At 63.4% G+C, this 19,851-nt stretch carries 21 protein-coding genes; 14 read left to right on the forward strand and 7 right to left on the reverse strand.

Going from position 1 to position 19,851, the window contains the following annotated elements:
- Position 1 precedes the first annotated feature (1 nt).
- Positions 2 to 943: an ABC transporter ATP-binding protein gene (locus tag SB659_RS00935; RefSeq protein WP_410549222.1), complete on the reverse strand. Its 942-nt coding sequence runs from the start codon at positions 941 to 943 to the stop codon at positions 2 to 4.
- A 229-nt stretch (positions 944 to 1,172) separates the two neighbouring features.
- Between SB659_RS00935 and SB659_RS00940 the strand changes: the two genes are divergently transcribed.
- Genes SB659_RS00940 through crcB form a run of 5 tightly spaced genes read left to right on the forward strand, consistent with a single transcriptional unit; the run spans position 1,173 to position 4,783 of the window.
- Positions 1,173 to 1,709: a PadR family transcriptional regulator gene (locus SB659_RS00940; RefSeq protein WP_284975917.1), complete on the forward strand. Its 537-nt coding sequence runs from the start codon at positions 1,173 to 1,175 to the stop codon at positions 1,707 to 1,709.
- A gap of 3 nt (positions 1,710 to 1,712) precedes the next feature.
- On the forward strand, positions 1,713 to 3,425 hold the full coding sequence (locus tag SB659_RS00945; protein ID WP_410549223.1) for an ABC1 kinase family protein: 1,713 nt from the start codon (positions 1,713 to 1,715) through the stop codon (positions 3,423 to 3,425).
- Positions 3,426 to 3,472: 47 nt separating this feature from the next.
- Positions 3,473 to 3,985 (forward strand): universal stress protein, encoded by a 513-nt coding sequence (locus tag SB659_RS00950; protein WP_410549224.1) that lies wholly within the window; start codon positions 3,473 to 3,475, stop codon positions 3,983 to 3,985.
- Positions 3,975 to 4,415, forward strand: coding sequence for a fluoride efflux transporter FluC (locus tag SB659_RS00955; RefSeq protein ID WP_410549225.1), 441 nt, complete (start codon positions 3,975 to 3,977; stop codon positions 4,413 to 4,415). Before SB659_RS00950 ends, SB659_RS00955 begins: the two co-directional genes overlap by 11 nt.
- Positions 4,412 to 4,783: a fluoride efflux transporter CrcB gene (gene crcB / locus SB659_RS00960; RefSeq protein WP_410549226.1), complete on the forward strand. Its 372-nt coding sequence runs from the start codon at positions 4,412 to 4,414 to the stop codon at positions 4,781 to 4,783. The genes SB659_RS00955 and crcB overlap by 4 nt, the downstream gene beginning before the upstream one ends.
- Positions 4,784 to 4,843: 60 nt before the next feature.
- On the opposite strand, the gene corA is transcribed toward crcB, so the two are convergent.
- Together corA and SB659_RS00970 are read right to left on the reverse strand one after the other, a co-directional pair.
- Complete coding sequence (corA, locus tag SB659_RS00965) at positions 4,844 to 5,839, reverse strand: magnesium/cobalt transporter CorA (RefSeq protein WP_284978953.1); 996 nt, start codon at positions 5,837 to 5,839, stop codon at positions 4,844 to 4,846.
- 17 nt (positions 5,840 to 5,856) lie between these two features.
- A complete protein-coding gene (locus tag SB659_RS00970; RefSeq protein ID WP_284978951.1) occupies positions 5,857 to 6,360 on the reverse strand; it encodes an Lrp/AsnC family transcriptional regulator in 504 nt (167 codons plus the stop codon).
- Between the two features lie 154 nt (positions 6,361 to 6,514).
- Between SB659_RS00970 and SB659_RS00975 the strand changes: the two genes are divergently transcribed.
- Complete coding sequence (locus SB659_RS00975) at positions 6,515 to 7,750, forward strand: MFS transporter (RefSeq protein ID WP_410549227.1); 1,236 nt, start codon at positions 6,515 to 6,517, stop codon at positions 7,748 to 7,750.
- A gap of 17 nt (positions 7,751 to 7,767) precedes the next feature.
- On the opposite strand, the gene SB659_RS00980 is transcribed toward SB659_RS00975, so the two are convergent.
- Positions 7,768 to 8,274, reverse strand: a complete 507-nt coding sequence (locus SB659_RS00980) for an Lrp/AsnC family transcriptional regulator (protein ID WP_284975925.1) — start codon at positions 8,272 to 8,274, stop codon at positions 7,768 to 7,770.
- 68 nt (positions 8,275 to 8,342) lie between these two features.
- Positions 8,343 to 9,566 (reverse strand): MFS transporter, encoded by a 1,224-nt coding sequence (locus SB659_RS00985; protein WP_410549399.1) that lies wholly within the window; start codon positions 9,564 to 9,566, stop codon positions 8,343 to 8,345.
- Between the two features lie 159 nt (positions 9,567 to 9,725).
- Between SB659_RS00985 and SB659_RS00990 the strand changes: the two genes are divergently transcribed.
- A complete protein-coding gene (locus SB659_RS00990; RefSeq protein WP_410549400.1) occupies positions 9,726 to 10,700 on the forward strand; it encodes a LysR substrate-binding domain-containing protein in 975 nt (324 codons plus the stop codon).
- Here the strand turns inward: SB659_RS00990 and SB659_RS00995 are convergent.
- Positions 10,675 to 11,715 carry a nitronate monooxygenase gene (locus tag SB659_RS00995; RefSeq protein WP_410549228.1) on the reverse strand — a complete coding sequence of 347 codons (1,041 nt, stop codon included), beginning with the start codon at positions 11,713 to 11,715 and terminating at the stop codon, positions 10,675 to 10,677. The two genes, SB659_RS00990 and SB659_RS00995, sit on opposite strands and share 26 nt — an antisense overlap.
- 41 nt (positions 11,716 to 11,756) lie before the next feature.
- Between SB659_RS00995 and SB659_RS01000 the strand changes: the two genes are divergently transcribed.
- Positions 11,757 to 12,704 (forward strand): N-acetylglucosamine kinase, encoded by a 948-nt coding sequence (locus tag SB659_RS01000; RefSeq protein WP_410549229.1) that lies wholly within the window; start codon positions 11,757 to 11,759, stop codon positions 12,702 to 12,704.
- 30 nt (positions 12,705 to 12,734) lie between these two features.
- Here the strand turns inward: SB659_RS01000 and SB659_RS01005 are convergent, their stop codons facing one another.
- The gene (locus tag SB659_RS01005; protein WP_284978947.1) at positions 12,735 to 13,766 is read right to left on the reverse strand and encodes a pirin family protein; all 1,032 of its coding nucleotides are present in this window, start codon (positions 13,764 to 13,766) and stop codon (positions 12,735 to 12,737) included.
- Between the two features lie 50 nt (positions 13,767 to 13,816).
- Between SB659_RS01005 and SB659_RS01010 the strand changes: the two genes are divergently transcribed.
- The 6 genes from SB659_RS01010 (at position 13,817) to SB659_RS01035 (ending at position 19,751) form a co-directional block, all read left to right on the forward strand.
- A complete protein-coding gene (locus SB659_RS01010; RefSeq protein ID WP_410549230.1) occupies positions 13,817 to 15,613 on the forward strand; it encodes a glycoside hydrolase family 35 protein in 1,797 nt (598 codons plus the stop codon).
- Between the two features lie 37 nt (positions 15,614 to 15,650).
- Positions 15,651 to 16,103 (forward strand): NUDIX hydrolase, encoded by a 453-nt coding sequence (locus SB659_RS01015; protein ID WP_410549231.1) that lies wholly within the window; start codon positions 15,651 to 15,653, stop codon positions 16,101 to 16,103.
- Positions 16,104 to 16,286: 183 nt separating this feature from the next.
- Positions 16,287 to 17,381, forward strand: a complete 1,095-nt coding sequence (locus tag SB659_RS01020) for an ABC transporter ATP-binding protein (protein ID WP_284978946.1) — start codon at positions 16,287 to 16,289, stop codon at positions 17,379 to 17,381.
- Complete coding sequence (locus tag SB659_RS01025) at positions 17,381 to 18,058, forward strand: ABC transporter permease (RefSeq protein WP_410549232.1); 678 nt, start codon at positions 17,381 to 17,383, stop codon at positions 18,056 to 18,058. The genes SB659_RS01020 and SB659_RS01025 overlap by 1 nt, the downstream gene beginning before the upstream one ends.
- Positions 18,055 to 18,798, forward strand: a complete 744-nt coding sequence (locus SB659_RS01030; protein WP_284975932.1) for an ABC transporter permease — start codon at positions 18,055 to 18,057, stop codon at positions 18,796 to 18,798. The genes SB659_RS01025 and SB659_RS01030 overlap by 4 nt, the downstream gene beginning before the upstream one ends.
- Positions 18,795 to 19,751, forward strand: a complete 957-nt coding sequence (locus SB659_RS01035) for an ABC transporter substrate-binding protein (RefSeq protein ID WP_410549233.1) — start codon at positions 18,795 to 18,797, stop codon at positions 19,749 to 19,751. Before SB659_RS01030 ends, SB659_RS01035 begins: the two co-directional genes overlap by 4 nt.
- The last annotated feature ends 100 nt before the right edge of the window (positions 19,752 to 19,851 follow it).

Raw genomic sequence — 19,851 nt, forward strand, 5'->3', positions numbered from 1 at the left:
GTCAGGCCTCCGTTAAGGTGTTCTGGTCGCCGTACACGCGGATGAAAATCTCCTCCAACGAGACCCGTTCCGTAGTGAAACGCTTGACCTCGACGCCGGCTCGGATGAGTTCACGAACGACGGCGGCTTCGGTGGCGCCCTGCAACGGAACCAGATCGGCTGTGCCGTTGCTGGTGGATGTGACTCCGGTGGCGCGATACAGCGTCGACGGCGGGAGGTCGCCGTCGTACGCCACGCGGTAGACGGTCCCGCCGAACTGTTCCTGAACGGCGGAAATGGTGCCGTATGCCTTGGCGGTTCCGTCTTTGAGGAGGATCACACGGTCGCAGAGCCGCTCCACCTCTTCCATCTGGTGGGTAACCATGATGACCGTAGCGCCGGCGCGTTTGTGCTCTTCGATGATGTCCATCAATAGGCGTCGGTTGACGGGGTCGAAGCCTTTGGTGGGTTCGTCGAGGATAAGCAGTTCGGGGTTATTCATGATGGTGACGCCAAGCTGGATCTTTTGCTGTTGGCCGCCGGAGAGCTTGTCGATATTCACTGCGGCCTTGTCCGCGAGTTGCACACGTTCGAGGTATTCCAGGGACCAGTTGCGTGCCGCGGCCTTGCTCAGGCCTTTGAGCCGGCCGAAGTAGACCATGACGTCCAGGACGCGCTCCTTCTTATACAGGCCGCGTTCCTCGGGCAGGTAGCCCAGGCGTGCCCCGTCCCGTGGTTCAAACACTTTGCCGGCGATATGCAATGTGCCGGCAGTGGGCTGGTAGATGCCCAGGAGCGCCCTCAGGGTGGTGGTCTTTCCGGAGCCGTTGCTGCCAAGGAAGCCAAACGTTTCACCAGCGTAGACATCGAAGGAAAGGTCCTTGATGACCGTTGTGTCTCCGAAGTCCATCCGGAAATTCTCGATGTGCACCAACGGCTCTTTGGCGCTGCCCCCTGCAGTCATAAACTCACTGTATAAGTTCTTGAAATTTTTGCGTCACGATTCGATGCGGAAGCGCACTGTTCCTTTAGGAGTCTTCTATCTGTTCCTTTAGAGGTGTTCTATCCGTCGGCGCCATCCCTTCTTGTACTGGGGTGTTTGACCTTTTCCTGGACCTTGCTGTGGCCCTTCCCGTTGAGTATGTCGTTGGCTATCGTTGAGTATCGTTATCGATCAAATTGAGGTGGGCGCGATGCGTGATTCATTCCCTGGCACCGGTTTCATTGGAAGTAATCTGGACGGCATGTGGCAGGCGGTCGAAGAGTTCCGTTCAAGGTTCGAAAAGCGGTCGGGCACACGTGCCGGGCGGGGCGAACTGCGCACTGCAGTACTGGCGCTGCTGGCCGAACGTCCCATGCACGGGTACCAGATCATTCGCGAAATCGAGGAACGTAGCGGCGGCAACTGGAAGCCCAGTGCGGGTTCGGTCTACCCGACGCTCCAGCTGCTCTCAGATGAGGGCTTGGTCAGTTCCGAGGAGTCCAACGGCAGGAAGATCTACTCACTGACGGAGGCAGGACGTGAGGACGTTGCTGGCGCCGAAACGTCGTCGCCCTGGGAGTCCGCGGCCAGTGGACCCGGGTTTGCAGCGTTGCCCAAGGCGGGCGTGGAGCTTGCCCAAGCGGCGGCCCAAGTAGGCCGCACCGGAACGCCGAAGCAGGTGCAGGAGGCAGTGGGAGTGCTCGAGGACGCCCGGCGACGGTTGTACGCAATCCTCGCCCAGGACTGACGGTTGGCGTCGGTTCACCACGCTCGGGCTGATCCGGACACCCGTGCCGGAAACACCCGTGCCCGTTACCGTCGGATCCTACGCTTCGCGGCCTGGCAGCTCGCAGTAGCGTGGTGGTTCGAACTTTTCCTTCCCCGGATCGGCCTGCGCCATATTGCGGATCGGAACCGGTCCGATCGGATGCTGAGGTTTGCACGGCGATTCCGCAACCTCGCGGTGGATCTGGGCGGCTTGATGATCAAGGTGGGCCAGTTCATGTCCTCCCGGTTGGACGTCCTGCCGCCGCAGATCACCGCTGAGTTGGAGGGCCTCCAGGATGAGGTCCCACCTGTGCCCTTCCCGGCAATCCGCGCGCTGGCCGAGGCGGAACTCGGTGCACCACTGGAGACGGTGTTTGCCTTCGTGGAGGAGACACCCATGGCCGCCGCCTCCCTTGGCCAGGCGCACCGGGCGCACCTCCTCCCCGGCAACGCCGCAGACACGGGACTCGGACGCGTTGTGGTTAAGGTGCAGCGCCCGGGGATCGCCGCAATTGTCGACGTCGACCTCGCCGCCCTTCGCAAAGTGGGCCGCTGGCTCAGCCGAATCCGCGCGGTAGCCAACCGCGCCGACGTGCCGGCCCTGGTGGAGGAGTTCGCGCAGACCAGCCTGGAAGAAATCGACTACCTCAACGAGGCCGCTAACTCGGAACGCTTCGCCGCCGACTTCGCCCACGATGACCGGGTGACCGTTCCAGAGGTCGTCTGGGAGCGGACCACCCGGCGGGTTCTAACCTTGGAAGACGTCACGGCAATCAAGATCACTGATGCCGCGGCCCTCCGCGCGGCCGGCATCGACCCCGCGGAAGTGGCCCCGGTGTTTGCCGCCGTCATGTTCGACCAGCTGTTCACCAACGGCTTCTTTCATGCAGACCCCCACCCGGGAAACATGTTCATTACCCCCGTGGCCGGGTCCACGTCGGGGCATCCATGGAAGCTGACGTTCATCGACTTCGGCATGATGGGGGAGGTGCCGCCACAGACCAGGGCGGGGCTGCGGAAACTGTTGATTGCTGCGGCCGCCCGCGATGGCAAGGGACTGGTAGCGGCGATCCGCGACGTCGGCGTGCTGGTTCCGTCCGCGGATCCTGCCGGGCTCGAGCGGGCCATGACCCAGCTTTTCGCCCGCTTCGGCGGAATGGGATTTGCCGAACTGCGCGACGTCGACCCCAGGGAGTTCCGGGACTTTGCAGCCGAATTCGGAGATGTGGTCCGTTCACTGCCGTTCCAGCTGCCCGAGAACTTCCTGCTGATCATCCGGGCGATGTCCTTGACCTCCGGAGTATGCAGTTCCTTGAATGCGCGCTTCAATCTCTGGGACTCGGTGGAACCGTATGCTGCCCAGTTGTTGCGCGACGAGCGCGGAAACCTTGTCAGGGACGTCGCTGCCCAAACAGTCGACACCGTCTCGCTCGCTTTGCGCATGCCCCAACGCCTCGACAACGTCCTCAGCCGGATTGACGAGGGCTCGGTGCAAGTGGCCATCCCCAGGCTCGAACGGCAGGTTTCGCTGCTGGTGCGCATGGGTCAACGGGTTGCCTATGCTTTGGTCTTTGGAGCGCTGTTGCTGGCTGGCGCCGTGATCCGGGTCAACGACACGGCGCTGAGCAACGTGCTCATGATCGGCTCCGTGATTCCGCTGCTCTTCGGGCTTGTGCTGGGACGCCGCCGGCCGTAGACCAGCGGAATCCCGAAGGACAGCCAGCGTTCGTGAAAGGATGTGCCATGACCGAACCCCCGGCTTCGAGCTCCCCGACCCTCAACGGGCCCGTCGTAGTGGGCGTCATGCCCGGGCAGCGGCCCGCCGTCGTCGAACAGGCTGCCAGGCTGGCGGCCAGTGCGGGACTGGCGCTGGTGTTCGCCTATGCGGATGTGACCGTTTATCCGGTGGACGGTACTTTGGGCGGACCTGCAGCCCCGATCGATCCCGACGGCGTTGACGACGTCGCAGCAGGCTTCCCCGAGTCCCTGGCAGATGACCTCCGGCGGCAGTTGGCGCCCTTCGGTGTTCCCTGGTCCACCGTGCTCCTGGCCGGCGAACCCGCCCACGCACTGGCGCGCGAAGCTGCAAACGTTGGAGCGTCGATGATCGTGGTGGGCACACGCGGGCACCGGTTATCGGCAACGCTGAAGGACTTGGCGGGCTCGGTGGCACGTCAATTGCTTCGCCGCCAGGACAGGCCGGTGCTGGTTGTACCCGTTGATTCCCGGGGCGCGGACCGTCACGATGAGCACTAAGCCTAAACGCCCGGTCCATCTTCACTGGGGCTTTATAGGAATCGTGGGGCTAGGGGGCATTGGGGGAGCGCTGGTGCGGTATGGCTTGGGCCTGGTGCTTCCAGCGCCCGGTGGTTGGCCGCTACCCACGCTGTTCATCAACCTCACCGGGGCGTTGGCGCTCGGCGCCCTTCTGGAAGGGCTTTCCCGTAGAGGGCCCGACGTCGGACGCCGCCGGGTCCTGCGGCTCGCCTTGGGGACGGGCTTCTTGGGGGCGTACACAACGTACAGCACCCTGTCATTGGACGCCGTGCATTTGTTCGCTGCCGGGGCTGCTCCGGCAGCAGCGGGCTACCTTGCCGCCAGCTTGCTTGGTGGTGTCGTGGCCACCACTGCAGGCATCTGGCTCGGCGCCTGGCAGCACAGGCGTGTCCTTGGTCGGGTCCGATGACGGTGGTGCTGCTGGCCCTGGCCGGGGGACTTGGTGCCATCGCACGGTTCGTGGTGGATGGGCTCCTCCGGGCCAAAGTGCGCACAGCCCTCCCGTGGCCCACCATCCTGATCAACATCTCAGGCTCGGCGCTCCTTGGCTTTCTCGCCGGACTGGTGATGCGCGGGGCCGCGCCCCAGTCGCTGCAACTGGTCCTCGGGACGGGTCTCATGGGCGGCTACACAACGTTCAGCACAGCGAGTCTGGAAACCGTCCGCTTGGTGCAAAGCGGACGGACGGGGTTGGCCTTGGTGAACGCGCTGGGGTCGATGGTGGCTGGCGTCCTGGCAGCTGCCTTCGGCCTAGGGGCGGCGTTGATGTTGCCCTGACCACTGGTGCCCTGACGAAGGTTGCCCTGACGAAGGTTGCCCTGACCACTCCGTGGGACGTTACAACCAGCCCTTGCGCTTGAAGATCAGGAACATCACCAACGCGGCGCCGATCATCATCCCGATCGCCATGGGATACCCGTACGCCCAGTGCAGTTCCGGCATGACATCGAAGTTCATCCCGTACACCCCGGCCACAAAGGAGGGGGCAAAGAAGATCGCTGCCCAGGACGAGATTTTCTTGACCTGCTCGTTTTGCGCGGCGCTGGCCTCGTTCTGCCGATTTGCCGTGAGCGTGCCGTCAAGGGTCAATGCGTTTTGGAGCAGGTCCCTGAAAGCGTTGGCCCTGGAGATGAGGTGCTGGACGTGGTCCTCCACGTCGCGCAGGGAGCGTTGGAGTTCGATGTCCACCCCATATTTTTGGAAGCCCCCTTCAAGGAGGCTGATAATGTCCGGAATTGGCTGGATGGCCCGCTGGAACTGGATGACCTCGCGGGCGAGCTCGTAGATTCGCCGGGAAACGGTCGAATCGCCGGCGAAGAGCTGGTCTTCGATCTCGTCAATGTCATTTTCGAGCCCGGCGACAACCGGTCCGTAGTCGTCCACCACCTGGTCAAGGAGGGCATACAGAACGGCCTCGGGGCCGTGGCACAGAAGGTCCGGACGTTGTTCCAAACGATGGCGTACTTGGGCGACGCCAGGGGTTTCCGCGTGCCGGATGGTGACCACGAAGTTCGGGCCGGTAAAGACGTGCAATTCACCAAATTCGACCGTCTCCGCTTCATCCACGTACCTCGCTGGCCTCAGGACGGTGAAGAGGTTGTTGTCGTAGCGTTCCAACTTGGGTCGTTGGTGTGCGGAAATGGCATCCTCCACGGCGAGTGCGTGGAGCCCGAACTCTGCGGCTACTCCAGCCATCTCCTCTTGCGTGGGCCGGTAGAGCCCGATCCACGCCATGCCTCCGTGCCTGGCAAGGGTCTCGAATGTTTGCTCAAGGCTATCCGGGGTGGCTGTCCGTACACCGTCTACGTAGACGGCATTGTCGATAATGGTCACGGAAGAACGCTACTCCATCACTGGGGCCGACCCGCCCCGGCAGCCATCCGGCCGATCAGCGGCTCGGTCCTGTAAGGGATGTGGGTGTGCAGCGCCAACACGGTTTCAGTCCGGATGACGCCTTTGGTGCGGAGAACCGAGCGCAAGGCCGATTGCAGGTTGTGGGTGTCCGTTGCCACCACCCGGCACCACAAGTCGCCGCGACCGGAAATTTCGTGCACTTCCAGTACCTGCGGTATCAGGCGGAGGGCGCCGATCACGCCGTCGAGCTCCCGGTGCGTCACTTCGATAGTGACGAAAGCGACGACGTCGTATCCCACCTTCTCCAGGTCAACTTCCCGGCCCGCTGCGTGCAGCACACCGGAACGAAGCAGTCGCTTCAGGCGGCTCTGGGCTGTGTTGCGGGCAATCCCCAACGCCTCGCTGAGTTCCGCGATCTGGATCCGCGGGTCCTTGATGAGTTCGAGCAGGATTTTCAGGTCCATCGGGTCGAGGGTGTTCAAATGATCACTCCAGCTCATTGGTGAGGCACGTCTTTGCTTGTTTTGATCAATCTTCGCATCTCATTCGTTCTTGCCGCGCAGTGATGCGGCATTCTGTTGCCACCAATACGTTGCTGCCCGGAAACGTCCCACAAGGATGGAGCCGGTTGCTGATCAGCCCGAGGACATGGAAATGACTGTCTTAAGCGAACTCCGCATGCGTCCGGCCACCGCCGGGCGTGCGGGATGGGACGCGTCCACCACTGCCAGGCTGGTGCTGGCCGGCGTCGTAATCTTCACGTTGCTGGTGGGCGCCAACCTCGCCACGCCCCTGTATCCCTTGCTGCAGGCCAGGCTGGGCATGTCCTCGCTGGATGTGACGGTCGCTTTCTCCAGCTATGTGCTGGCACTCGTGGGCGTCCTCATGGTGGCCGGGCATTGGTCGGACTATATCGGCCGTCGGGCTGCCTTGGTGTTGGCGGTATTGGTGGGCCTTGCAGGTGGCATGATCTTTGCCGGTGCCCACAGCCTGGTGGAGCTTTGCCTTGGACGCGCGCTGCAGGGCGTGGCTGTTGCGCTCGCAACAGGAGCCAGCTCAGCTGCTTTGCGTGAGTTACTCCCGCAACGGCCTGACTGGGCTTCCCGGTTTACGCTGCTTTCCTCGGCCGGGGGAGTGGCCGCTGGCCCGGCGATCGGCGGCATGTTGTCGCTTCTTCCCGATCCGACACGGACGCCCTACTACATTCACTCGGCAGTGCTGCTCGCTGCCCTGGTTCCGTTATGGATGCTGAAGGCCAGGCCCGCCATTGCGCCCGCCCCGGCGACCAAGGCGTTCAAAGTCCTGGCGCCACGAAAGCCATCGGTCTCCCGGGACGCCCGCGGAGCCTTTTGGATGGCGGCCTCCACCGGCTTCCTCAGCTTTGCCGTTTTCGGGTTCTGCTTGTCCTTGGCACCGGGCTACTTCGCCGTCGTGGTGCATGCAGACTCCCGGCCATTGATCGGTGTGCTGGCCGGAGTCACGCTGGGCTCGTCGGCCCTCAGCCAATTGCTCGGCGTCCGTGGCCGATTGGTTGTTCCGGTCAGCTTGCTGGTGCTCGGAGTGTCCGTTGTCTTGGTAGGCGCTGCAGCAGCCTGGTCCAGTCCTTGGCTCCTCGTGCTGGCAAGCATCACCGCCGGCATGGGCCAGGGAATTGCCTTCCGCCAGGTTTTCAACGAGGTGGCCGGAAAAGTAGAGGCGGCACGCCACGCACAAGTCATCAGCACGGTCTATGTGATCACCTACTTGGGAAGTGCTGTTCCGGTGATCGGCCTCGGCCTGGCCGTTTCCACGGTCGGGCTCCAAGCCGCCGTCGTCGGATTCACGGTGCTCTGCGGTGCGGCAGCGCTGCTGCTTGCCGCTGTCTCCTTCAGGCAAACAGCACGCGCCTAAGGGGCACTCAACCCGAACTATTCCGGCAGCGGTCCTCGGTTGCCGGGGATGTGCTGGAAGACCATGGTGGTTTCCGTGTGGCCCACCACGGGGTCGGTGGCCAGGTTGTCCAGCAACCAGTTGCGCAGGTCATCGGTGTTTGCGACGGCGATGTGCAGCAGGTAGTCGACCGAACCCGTTGTGTGAAAGGTCGAAATGACGGCGGGAAGTTTGGGCACCCGCGCGGTGAAACGATCAATCTGGTCACGGTCGTGAGCCCGGAGGCGCACAGCGATCAGCGCCTGAACCGAGCGGCCGATCGCCGGAAGGCTAAGGACCGCCTCGAAGCCTTCAATAATGCCGCGTTCCGACAACGCCCTGGTCCGCATCAGCGCTGTGGAGGGCGCGATCCCCACCAGCTCGGCGAGTTGTTTGTTGGAGATGCGGGCATCATCCACCAAGGCTGCCAGGATCCGTTCGTCGATAGCGTCCAGCGGTTCTGCAGCGCCCGTGTTGGGGCGAATATTCTTCGCGGGGTTGCTCACGAATCCTCCTGAAAGTGCGTTTGATTCATCCTAGTGGCTCATTTCAGGCAATCGTCCCACCGAGCGGATCAGGTGGCGCGGCGTCCCGGGCGGTGCACTACCCAGATGACTGCCGCCGTCGTGCAGGAGAGGACGATGACGCCGCCCGCCAGGGCCTGCCAACCAAAGGTTTGGAATGCCAGTCCGCCTGCCCAGCCGATGACACTGGAGCCAAGGTAATAGGACAAGTTGTACAGCGATGCTGCCTGTGCGCGCCCGGTTGTGGCAATGGCTCCCGTCCAGCCTGAGCCGACGCTGTGGGCGGCGAAGAACCCGCCAGTGAAGATCACCAGCCCGGCCAGGATGGCTGGCAGGTTGCCGGCGAGCGTCAGTGCCAAGCCTGCTGACATGATCGCGATCCCGCTGACCAGGACGTTACGGCGTCCGTAGCGAGTGGTCAGTCCGGCGGCCCATCGGGAGCTCAGGGTCCCGGAAAGGTAGGCCACGAAGATGAGGCTGACAAGGGAAGCAGGAAGGGCGAACGGTTCTGCATGAAGGCGGAAGCCGAGGTAGTTGTACACGGCAACGAAACCGCCCATGAGGAGGAACGCCTGCAGGTAGAGGGACAAAAGCCGGGGGTTGCGGGCATGGCCTGCCAGAGTCCGTAGCGCTCCGCGAAATCCCATCGCCGCTGCCGGGCTGAACCGGCGTTGCTTGGGGACAAGGACCAGGAACAGGATGGCCGAGATGGTTGCGAGCACCGAGACGGCCCAGGTGGCCGCACGCCAGCCCCACAATTCGCCCACCGGGCCGGCCACCAAGCGGCCGGCAAGGCCGCCAAGGGTGGTCCCGGCTACGTAGCTCCCTGCCGCGAGGGCCGTGTGCATTTTGGTGACTTCCTCGTTGAGGTAGGCAATGGCAATTGCCGGGATACCTCCCAAAGCCATGCCTTCCAAGGTCCTGATCGCCAGCAGCAGGGGCAAGCTGGGGGCCAACGGAACCAGCAGGCCAAGCAACGTTGCCGCCGCGATGCCGATAGCCATGGCACGGACCCGTCCAATCCTGTCCGCTACGAAGGACCAAGGCAGTACGGCGATGGCCAGGCCGACGGTTGCCAGGGAGATGCTGAGAGCGGCCTCGGCCGCAGTGATCCGGAGATCGCTCGCCATGATCGGCAGGACAGCTTGGGTGGAGTACAGCTGCGCGAACGTCGCCACACCGGCCAAGGCCAACGCGATCAGAACCCGGCGATACCCGGACGAGCCTTTTGCATGGCCGTCCCACTTATCGACGCCGGTTTCCCCTGTACTGATTTCTGCTGTACCGATCTCTGCTGTACTGATCCCTGCTGTGCCCAGCTCCGCTCTATCCACCCAACAAGGCTAGGCGGGGCCGAACCTGCTATCCAATGCATGAGTTGCCTAGAATTGATGCACTAATGCATGAATAACGTCAGTTGGCAGGGGAGCCCCGTGGAACCGGATCATCAACAGCTCGTACAACTCCTACCCCTCATGCCCTTACTGGCCGAACTCGGGCGCACCGAGCACATGACGGAAACCGCGGAGGTCCTGGGAGTTCCACAATCGACCGTCAGCCGGGCGGTATCCCGTGCCAGCGCGATCATCGGCATGGACCTTCTGGTCAGGGACGGACGGGGAATTCGCCTGACTCCCGCCGCAAAAACACTGTTGCCCTATATCGAAGCAGCGCTGGAGGACTTCCAAGCCGGGCTGGACAGGGTCCGGCAGGAATCGGATGTAGTTCGGGGACGCATCGGGGTCTCCTTCCAACACACCTTCGGTGAGGCAACGCTTCCATTGCTTATCAGTGCGTATCGCAGTGACCATCCGCAGACCCTTTTCGAACTGCGGCAAGGGCCCCGAGATGATTGCCTGAAGGAACTGGCCGCGGGCGAAACGGACTTTGCCCTCACTGCACCCCTTGCCCCCGAAGGTAAGGGCATCCGCTCGCTGCCGCTTTACCGTGAGCCGTTGCGGGTAGTCCTTCACTACCGCCATCCTTTGGCGGAGCGGTCCAGCATCCACCTTTCTGAACTGCGGCACGAGCCCTACGTAACACTCCCGGTGGGCGTGGGCCTGCGGTCATTGGGTGAAGCGCTTTTACGGGAGGCCGGCTTCCGTCCCCGGATCGCTTTCGAAGTCCAGGAGTCCACCTCTGCGCGGGGCTTGGTTTCAGCCGGGCTGGGATTCAGCATCCTGCCACCCGCTGGTCCTGGTTACGGCACCGGCCAGTTCCTGCCCAAAGCGGAACTCGGCCTCGTTGAAGTGGCGATTGAATCCGACATGGCGTTCCGGCAAATCGGCATTGCGTGGCGCGAACGGAGCTTCGAGCCGGAAGCGGTCCGCCTGTTCCGCCAATTGGTGGCCACGCGGGGTGAAGCCTTGTTGTCAGAGTTGGTCAGAGCCCGCTCAGGAACTCACTGACTATCACTCGGGCAGGTCGTGTACCGGCATTCCGCCAGCCGGTCCCCGCCCAGAGGTTCAAACGGTGCGGATCGCCTGCTGCGGATGCCGCAGAGCGGATCGAAGAGGTCAGGTGATGGATAGCCGGGTAGCCCTCCGGTGCATCCTCATGGTCACGCACGAAGTCGTTGACCAACGCACGCGCCCAGCGCCCGGTAAAGGCCCGGGTCATGGTTGTCCGCGTAAAAGCAGGGTCACCCAAGGCATCCTTATGCAGCTGCCTGGCACCACTTTCCGGGGTCCGAACCAATGCAGTTCCTATCTGCCCGGCCACGGCTCCCGCTGCCAGCACCTTACTCAGGTCAGATCCGTCCATGATCGAACCCGCCGCTATCAGCGGAAGTCCGACGGCGGCACGCACTTGGGCGACCAGTTCCGCCGTGGTGCTGGCAGCCGGCGAAACCGCAGATCTGTCCGCCGGAAGGAAGGCCGCGGAGTGCGCGCCCGCAGAGGCGTGCTGCACAACGAGGGCGTCCGGACCCTCCTCCGCAGCTGCCAATGCTTCGGACACACTTGTGACGCTGGATATGACGCGGGAACCTGCTTTCTGCAACGCGCGGACCACGGCCCTGCCCGGCAGTCCGAAAGTGAAGCTCACAGCTTCCACCGGGTCTTCCAAGAGGGCGTCGATCTTGTCCCGCCAAGCGTCGTCATCATCGAAGCGGAGAGCGGGTAAAGGCACCCCGAACCTGGCGGACTCAGGCTCGAGCGTGGCGCGGTAGGCCGCAAGCCGGGCCTTGGTTTCGCTCGACGGGGCAAGTTGGGCCACATCCGGCACGAATACATTCATGCCAAACCGGATGCCCAGCGCCTCGGCCGCCGCGATGTCCGCCGTCATCGCCGTCGGACTCTTGTAGCCGGCGGCAAGGAAACCGAACCCGCCGCCGTCGTGAACTGCCTGGACCAATGCGGTGGTGGAAGTTCCACCTGCCATCGGTGCTCCAATGAAGGGCGTATCAAACAAGGAATCAGACATGGGCGGTTTCTCCTCCGGGCGCTCCACGCTAGTCTTTCACGGTGAACAATCCTGACTCCTCAACGCATTCCCGCACGCAGCCGGACTCTACCGACAGCTCGGTAGGCGGCACGGTCATCGGACTCGACATCGGGGGCACCAAGACCCGGGGAGTGCGGTTCGAACACGGCACAGCGGTACGGGATGAGAGCGCCGGAAGTTCCAACGTCCAAAATGTCAGCCGCGACGTGGCCGCAGCGAACCTCGCCGAGCTGTTCGGCAAGATCGGCGGGGGCGAGGTGGACGAGGTCTACGCGGGGGCCGGCGGTATCGACACGGACGAGGACGCCCAGGCGCTCGCTGACTTGATCGCACCACACGTGCCCGGAGCGCGGATCACGGTGGTTCACGACTCACGGCTGCTGCTTGCAGCCGGTGGCGCGAGCACAGGAGTCGCCGTTATCGCCGGTACCGGCTCGGCCGCCTGGGGAAGAAACGACGCCGGAGAAGAAGCCCGCGCCGGTGGTTGGGGCTACCTGCTGGGGGATGAGGGAAGCGGGTACTGGCTGGGACGCGAAGCGGTACGGCACAGCCTCCGGCTCATGAACAAGGGCCTCGCGCCGGACCGCCTGAGCAGTGCGCTCCTGGAGTCCTGCGGGTTGGACGAGCCAGGCAAATTGATCGCACTCTTCCATTCGCCGGCAACAGGCCGCCGGTACTGGGCGCAGCAAGCCAGGGTTGTTGTCGAGGCCGCGGACGACGGCGATCCGACAAGCCAAGAGATGGTGGACCAAGCCGGGCGGGACCTGGCAGTCCTGGCTGAGCAGGTGGTTCGCCAACTGGGCCTGGACGGACCTGTCATCTTGGGCAGCGGGCTCGGGATGAACGTGCGGCGGCTACAGGAGGCGTTCATTGCCACGTTGTCCGGGAGGGGCATTGAGGACGTGCGGATCCTCGCCCAGGACCCCGTGTTCGGCGTCCCCCGGCTGGTGGCCGAGCAACGGGGCTAGCAGGCCAGGCCGGACAGCCCGTCAGCACACTCAGCCGCGGGTCCGCGGACGAAGCTTGACCCCCGGGAGCTGAGGGGCGGGTATGCGGCCGGCCTCGGGACCTGCGTCCGGGCCGTGGCCCGGCACCAAGCCGAAGCGTGAGGCGGCGGCAGCATCGTCGTCGAGCAATCCCTCGGCTTGCCATTCTTCCCGGGCTTTCTCCACTTCCTCGTGCGTGCGCCCCACGAAGTTCCACCACATGAGGAGGTCTTCGCCGAACGGCTCGCCCCCGAGCAGCATGAAGCGGGTCTCCGCAGCAACCTCCAGCCGGAGGTTGGAACGGCCTGCGCCGAGATAGGCCAAGGGGCCTGGTTGGACGTCGACGCCGTCGATCACTGCGCTGCCGTCCAGAATCAAGATTGCATGTTCGAAATCCGGGCGCAGCGGCAGTTCCAGGCTTCCGGTCCCAGTGATGTCCGCTCCAACGATAGGGCTGAACATTGTGGCAGGGGAGCTCTTCCCGGCGAATTCGCCCACCATGACTGTGGCGGTGAAACCGGGGCCCTCGGCCACCGGGAGGTCGCGCTGCTGCTCGAACGACGGCGCGCGGTGCCGGTGCTCCTCGGGGAGGGCCACCCAGAGTTGAAGTCCGCGGGAGACAGGGATCTCATCCACCAGGGGGCTGGATCCATCCGGGGTGGTGGCAGGCAGGGCCGAAAACTCGGAGTGGGAAATTCCGTGGCCCGCGGTCATGATGTTGAGCTCGCCGGGCTGGACCACGACGTCGCTCCCAACGCTGTCCCGGTGGCGCACTGCACCCTCGAGCGGCCAAGTAACGGTTTGCAAGCCCATATGCGGATGCGGCAGGACACTCATGGCCACACGATCCGGACCAAATCTATCCAGGAAGCACCAAGCGCCCACGGTGGGAAGCCCGCGCTGGGGCAGGGTCCGGAAGACGTTCATGGCGCGAACACCGCCCAAGGGAACCTCGCGCTCGGGCCACAACTGGACGCATGGTCCTTGACCCTCCGGCGCAGCGGGGCAAACTTCCTGCGCCGGGGAAATGTCGAGATTGGTCATTTGTTCATCACCTGTGCATAAATGTTGTATTTTGAGCTAATCTGCTCACTATGAACAACGCCCTGCTGAGCTATGGTGACGCTGTCCTTTACCGCTCGGGTGAACCGTACCGCATCCTCGCAGGAGCCATCCACTATTTCCGTGTCCACCCGGAACTCTGGCAGGACCGGCTGCGTCGGCTCAAAGCGATGGGTGCCAACACCGTGGATACCTACGTGGCGTGGAACTTTCACCAACCCAAGCGCGGCGCGGCTCCGGACTTCACTGGCTGGCGGAACCTCGGCCACTTTATCGACCTCGCCCAGCAGGAGGGCCTGGACGTGATCGTCCGTCCGGGTCCGTACATTTGCGCCGAATGGGATAACGGCGGGTTCCCGGCGTGGCTGACAGGTATCCCCGGAATCGGCCTCCGGTGCCTTGACCCGATGTTTACGGCCGCCGTCGAGGAATGGTTCGGTCACCTTCTGCCCATCATCGCCGCCCGGCAGGCGGCCAATGGCGGTCCGGTGGTCGCCGTGCAGATTGAAAATGAATACGGCAGCTACGGCGATGACCATGAATACATCCGCTGGAACAAGCGCCTGCAGGAACAAGGCGGCATCACTGAACTCCTGTTCACGGCCGACGGCGGCACGGACTATTTCCTCGACGGCGGCTCAGTGGAAGGAACGTGGGCGACGGCGACGCTGGGAAGCCGGGGCGATGAAGCCGTGGCGACATGGAAACGACGGCGGCCTGATGAACCCTTCTTCAACGTCGAATTCTGGGGCGGTTGGTTCGATCATTGGGGCGAGCCCCATCACCGACGCGACGCCGAAGAGGCCGCACAGGAAGCCCGCAAGATCCTGGATCTCGGCGGTTCTTTGTGTGTCTACATGGCCCATGGAGGAACCAACTTTGGCTTGGGCTCGGGCAGCAACCACGATGGCACCAGGCTTCAACCGACGGTGACCAGTTACGACTCCGATGCTCCTATTGCCGAGAACGGCACGCTGACATCGAAGTTCCATGCCCTGCGCCAGGAGTTTTATGGAGCGCAGAAAATAACGGAGCTGCCTGAGCTCCCGCCGGAGCTGCTCGCGGATAATCCAATTGTTCCTGCGCGATCGTTGCCGCTATCCGGAGGGCAGGACGTGCTGACGCTGGCACGGGGTGCCGGCGAGCCGGTCCACAGCGCCAGGCCGCTCAGCTTCGAAGAGTTGGGGCTCGACGGCGGGATGGTCCTCTACGCGGCAACGGCCATCCTGCCGGGACTTCCGGATGCACCCGCCGAGTGCCGGTTGAGAATCACCGGGCTTCACGACCGCGCCTATCTTTGGATCGACGGGATGTTTGCCGGGGTACTGGACGACACATCCGGGGACGAGGGTGTGGTGGCTACCGGCACAGGAGCTCCGGCAAAGATCGAGATCCTGGTGGAAAACCTTGGCCGGATCAACTACGGGCCGCTGATCGGACAGGGGAAGGGGATCCTGGGCGGCGTCCTGGTCAACCAGCGGTATACGTTCCATTGGACGCACATTCCTCTTGCGCTCGCCGAGTGGGAACCCGCACGCCTGGAAGGCCTGGCCGTGGCCGAGTTCGACGTGGACGTTCCTGCCGATACCTACATTGCACTCCCGGATTCGGGCAAAGGATTCCTGTGGCTCAATGGCTTCTTGCTGGGCCGTTATTGGAACAAAGGTCCGCAAGTCACACTGTACGCACCGGCCCCCTTGCTCAAGGCCGGACGCAACAGCGTCAAGGTGCTCGAACTGGGCAAGCCGGGGACCGTCGTCGAACTTCGGGACGCGCCGGACCTGGGACCCGTGGAAGCGGGCCCTATCGCGGCAGCGGAACTCCCTTAACGTCCGGCCGCCTGGAGCGCACCCCTAAGCTGGCATCATGAGCCTGGACTTCGACACCCGCCCTGCCGCCTACGCCGTCATCATCCGCGATGGCCTGATTCTGTTGGCCTATTGGAAGCAGGACAACAAAGAGGGTTGGACCTTGCCCGGCGGCGGGCTGGACCTCGCCGAGCATCCCGTGGACGGGTGTCGCCGGGAAGTTTTCGAAGAAACCGGATATCACGCCAAGATCGAACGGATGCTGGGAATCGACGTCGGGCACTGGCCCCGGGGCGTTCAAGCGGACGGTTCCGTCAGGGACTTCCAAGCTCTTCGGTTGGTCTATGAAGCCACTGTGGTGGGCGGTGAACTAACCCATGAGGTGGATGGCAGCACCACGCATGCGGCCTGGATTCCCTTGGAGAAAGTGCCGGGGCTACAGCGGGTGTCCTTGGTGGATGTCGCCCTACGGCTGTACTGGGAGCGTCCGGTGGACGGAAAACTCGCCTGAAGACAGCAGGAAGATTGCCGATTCATTACGGAATACGTGGCGCCGCTGACATCCTCGGCCGGGCTGGTTACTCTGGGGGAAGATTTTACTGTGCGGCCAGATAGCAGCGTTGCGGCCTCTCAATAAGAGTGACGGTCGTTAGGCTCCACCAAAGTTGTCCTCCACAGATAGGTAAGCCCGGGTATGGCTGAAGCCATGATTGAGTTCCAGAGCGTCACCAAGCAATACCAAAGTGGGCAACCGGCCGTGGACGCCTTAACCATGTCCGTGGACAAGGGCGCTATTACCGTATTCGTGGGTCCCTCGGGGTGCGGCAAGACCACCTCCTTGCGGATGATCAACCGTATGGTCGAGCCCACCAAGGGGACCATCACCGTGGGCGGCAAGGACGTTTCGCAAGTGCCCGCTGCTGAGCTTCGCCGCTCCATGGGCTACGTGATGCAGTCGGCCGGGCTGCTGCCGCACCGTTCGGTACTGGACAATGTGGCAACAGTTCCGCGGCTCAACGGAGTTTCGAAGGCCGTGGCGCGCAAGCGGGCCGCGGAACTGCTCGACGTCGTGGGGCTCGATCCGGTACTGGGCAAACGCTACCCCTCACAACTCTCGGGCGGCCAACAACAGCGCGTCGGCGTTGCCAGGGCGCTGGCGGCGGATCCGCCTGTGCTGCTCATGGACGAGCCTTTCAGCGCAGTGGATCCCGTTGTCCGCGACGAACTCCAGCAGGAGTTGCTGCGCCTTCAACGCGAACTTGCCAAGACCATCGTCTTTGTCACGCACGACATCGACGAAGCGACCGTCCTCGGTGACAAGGTGGCCGTGTTCGCTGTCGGGGGCAAACTCGCGCAGTACGCAGCGCCCGAGGAGATCCTCCGGGCCCCCGCCAACGACTTCGTCGCGTCATTCGTCGGTCGCGACCGCGGGTTCCGCCACCTTGCCTTCAACGTGGCAGACGCCGTGACGCTTCACCCCGTTGCAACGGTCAGCGCCTCCGACGGAACAAACGCCGGCCGGGAAACGGGGGAGTGGGCGCTTGTTGTGGACGCGGACTCGCGTCCTTTGGGTTGGTCCTCGCCCCGGGATGGTGCCGGACTGATTCCCGGTGGCTCCCTCTTCCGCAAGGGAGACACCTTGCGCCGCGCGCTGGACGCAGCGTTGTCCTCGCCGTCGGGCCTCGGTGTAGCGGTGGACGACGACGGCCGGGTGGCCGGAGTCTTGAAGGCGCCCGAGGTCCTGGCGCTGATCGAAGAAGTCCGCCACCACAGGGAGGACGCCACCTGATGGAATGGTTCCTGGCTAACAGCGGCATGATCTTTGGGTTGGCCGGACAGCACCTGCTGCTGGCCGTCATCCCTATGGTTTTGGGACTCGTGATCTCAGTTCCCTTGGCTCAGTTGGCCAGGCAAAACCGGGTCCTGCGTTCGGTGGTCACAACGGCCACCTCGCTGCTCTACACCATTCCTTCGTTGGCCCTTTTCATCATCCTTCCCACGATCCTGGGCACCAGGATCCTGGACCCCCTCAACGTGGTGGTGGCCCTGACGATCTATGCAGTCGCACTGCTGGTCCGGGCTGCCATGGACGCCTTTGACTCCGTGGATGATCAACTCCGCAACGCCGCCGTGGCCATGGGCTTCAAGCCCACCGCTCGCTTCTTCCGGGTGGATTTGCCGTTGTCACTTCCAGTGCTGTTCGCTGGCCTGCGGGTTGTCTCGGTCAGCAACATTTCCCTGGTCAGTGTCGCCGCCCTCTTGGGCGTCGGTAACCTCGGTATCCTCTTCACGGACGGCCTCCAGCGCAACTTCGTCACCGAGGTGGTGGTGGGAATCCTCGCCATCCTGGTTCTCGCCCTGCTCATGGACGCGGTCCTCGTTGTCCTGGAGAGGCTGCTGACGCCTTGGACACGGGCACTTGGGGGCAGCAAGGCTGTGCCTAAACCGGCGGGAGCGCCCGTATGAACATCTTCGCCGACACTCTTGCCTGGCTAGCTGATCCCGCACACTGGCGCGGCATCAGCGGCATACCCAACCGTCTTCTTGAACACCTTCAGTACAGCGCCTTGGTATTGGTTATCGCAGCCGTGATCGCGGTTCCGATCGGCCTGTTCATCGGCCACACCGGCCGTGGTCGCGTGGTCGCTGTCGCCGTGGCAGGTGCCCTGCGCGCACTGCCCACTCTTGGGTTGTTGGTGCTCTTCGCCTTGCTGGCCGGGAGCGGGCTGATGCCGCCTGTCTGGGCGCTCGTCATCCTGACGGTGCCGCCGTTGTTGGCAGGAACGTACGCCGGCATCTCCAGCGTTGATGCCACAGTGGTGGACGCTGCCCGGGCCGTGGGCATGACCGAACTCCAGGTCTTGTTCCGGGTTGAGTTGCCCAACGGCCTTCACGTGATGTTCGGCGGTATCAGGACGGCCGTCCTGCAAGTGATTGCAACAGTGTCTGTAGTGGCCTACCTGCCGTTGGGCGGATTGGGACGCTACCTGTTCGATGGCCTTGTCCTGCAGGATTTCCCCAGGATGCTGGGCGGCTCGTTGCTGATCGCTGCGCTGGCGATCGCTGTAGACCTCATCCTTGCCGGGGTGCAGAGACTGGTTCTCTCGCCTGGCTTGACTCTCGACTCACGCGGACGCCAGACGGCGGCCGACGATCTCGCAGCCCCAGCTCCCGCCGGAGCTGTCCTTCAAGGAGGTACACCATGAAAAACCCTGTATCCATGCCCCTGACCCGCCGTGGGTTGGGTGGGCTCGCCGCCGGCATCGGCGTGGCCCTCGCCTTGAGCGCCTGCGGTGGCAGCCCGCTGGCCACGCCCTCGACGTCGGCAGCGAGCGGGGGCGCCGCCGGCGGTCCGTTGGTTGTCGGCTCTGCCGACTTTCCGGAAAGCCAGATCATCGGTGAAATCTATGCCGGTGCCTTGAACGCCGCAGGCATCACTGCCACCACCAAGCCCAACATCGGATCCCGGGAGATCTATTACAAGGCCGTCCAGGACGGTTCCATTGACCTTGTTCCGGACTATTCCGGGAACCTGCTGTCCTATTTGGACACGTCGGCTACCCAGGTCTCCGCCGATGACGTGTACAAGGCGCTCCAAGGGAAGCTGCCGTCCGGTCTTGGGGTGCTGGATCCGGCGAAGGCTGAGGACAAGGACGCCATGGTGGTGACCAAGGCGACGCAGCAAAAGTACCAGCTCAAATCCATCGAGGATCTTGCCAAGGTCTGCAAGGACCTCACCATGGGGGCCCCGGCAACTTTCGAGACACGGTCCTACGGGTTCCCTGGCCTGAAGGCCAACTACAACTGCGAGCTCAAGGGCCTGCAGCCGTTCAACGACGGCGGCGGGAACCTGACCCTGCAGGCTCTGCTTTCGGACCAGGTACAGGTGGCAGATATCTTCACCACCACACCGTCAATTGCGGATAATGACCTTGTCATCCTCGAAGATCCCAAGAACAACTTCAAGGCCCAGCAGGTGCTGCCCCTGTACAGCAAGGCCAAGATGACGGACAAGGCCAAGGATGCACTGAACAACGTGTCCAAGATCCTCACCAGCGACGACCTGGTGAAGCTGAATCGCGCCGTCAGCGGCAACCAGAAGCAAAGTGCCAAGGATGCAGCTGCCGCTTGGTTGAAAGACAAGGGAATCGTTAAGTAGGTCTCCTAAAAAACAGCGTACGACGACGGCGACAGACCCAGGCGGGTCTGTCGCCGTCGTCGTACGCGTGTGTGACGGACATCTCCGAAGGAGTCCATCA

Source organism: Arthrobacter sp. SIMBA_036 (genome assembly GCF_046535135.1).
In the GTDB taxonomy this organism is placed as follows: Bacteria; Actinomycetota; Actinomycetes; order Actinomycetales; family Micrococcaceae; genus Arthrobacter.

What these genes read in the sequence shown, in the direction of transcription:
- SB659_RS00935 (WP_410549222.1), bottom strand. Translation starts at nt 943, where the DNA reads ATGACTGCAGGGGGCAGCGCCAAAGAGCCGTTGGTGCACATCGAGAAT.
- SB659_RS00940 (WP_284975917.1), top strand. Translation starts at nt 1,173, where the DNA reads ATGCGTGATTCATTCCCTGGCACCGGTTTCATTGGAAGTAATCTGGAC.
- SB659_RS00950 (WP_410549224.1), top strand. Translation starts at nt 3,473, where the DNA reads ATGACCGAACCCCCGGCTTCGAGCTCCCCGACCCTCAACGGGCCCGTC.
- SB659_RS00955 (WP_410549225.1), top strand. Translation starts at nt 3,975, where the DNA reads ATGAGCACTAAGCCTAAACGCCCGGTCCATCTTCACTGGGGCTTTATA.
- crcB (WP_410549226.1), top strand. Translation starts at nt 4,412, where the DNA reads ATGACGGTGGTGCTGCTGGCCCTGGCCGGGGGACTTGGTGCCATCGCA.
- SB659_RS00970 (WP_284978951.1), bottom strand. Translation starts at nt 6,360, where the DNA reads ATGAGCTGGAGTGATCATTTGAACACCCTCGACCCGATGGACCTGAAA.
- SB659_RS00975 (WP_410549227.1), top strand. Translation starts at nt 6,515, where the DNA reads ATGACTGTCTTAAGCGAACTCCGCATGCGTCCGGCCACCGCCGGGCGT.
- SB659_RS00995 (WP_410549228.1), bottom strand. Translation starts at nt 11,715, where the DNA reads ATGTCTGATTCCTTGTTTGATACGCCCTTCATTGGAGCACCGATGGCA.
- SB659_RS01005 (WP_284978947.1), bottom strand. Translation starts at nt 13,766, where the DNA reads ATGACCAATCTCGACATTTCCCCGGCGCAGGAAGTTTGCCCCGCTGCG.
- SB659_RS01010 (WP_410549230.1), top strand. Translation starts at nt 13,817, where the DNA reads ATGAACAACGCCCTGCTGAGCTATGGTGACGCTGTCCTTTACCGCTCG.
- SB659_RS01015 (WP_410549231.1), top strand. Translation starts at nt 15,651, where the DNA reads ATGAGCCTGGACTTCGACACCCGCCCTGCCGCCTACGCCGTCATCATC.
- SB659_RS01020 (WP_284978946.1), top strand. Translation starts at nt 16,287, where the DNA reads ATGGCTGAAGCCATGATTGAGTTCCAGAGCGTCACCAAGCAATACCAA.
- SB659_RS01025 (WP_410549232.1), top strand. Translation starts at nt 17,381, where the DNA reads ATGGAATGGTTCCTGGCTAACAGCGGCATGATCTTTGGGTTGGCCGGA.
- SB659_RS01030 (WP_284975932.1), top strand. Translation starts at nt 18,055, where the DNA reads ATGAACATCTTCGCCGACACTCTTGCCTGGCTAGCTGATCCCGCACAC.
- SB659_RS01035 (WP_410549233.1), top strand. Translation starts at nt 18,795, where the DNA reads ATGAAAAACCCTGTATCCATGCCCCTGACCCGCCGTGGGTTGGGTGGG.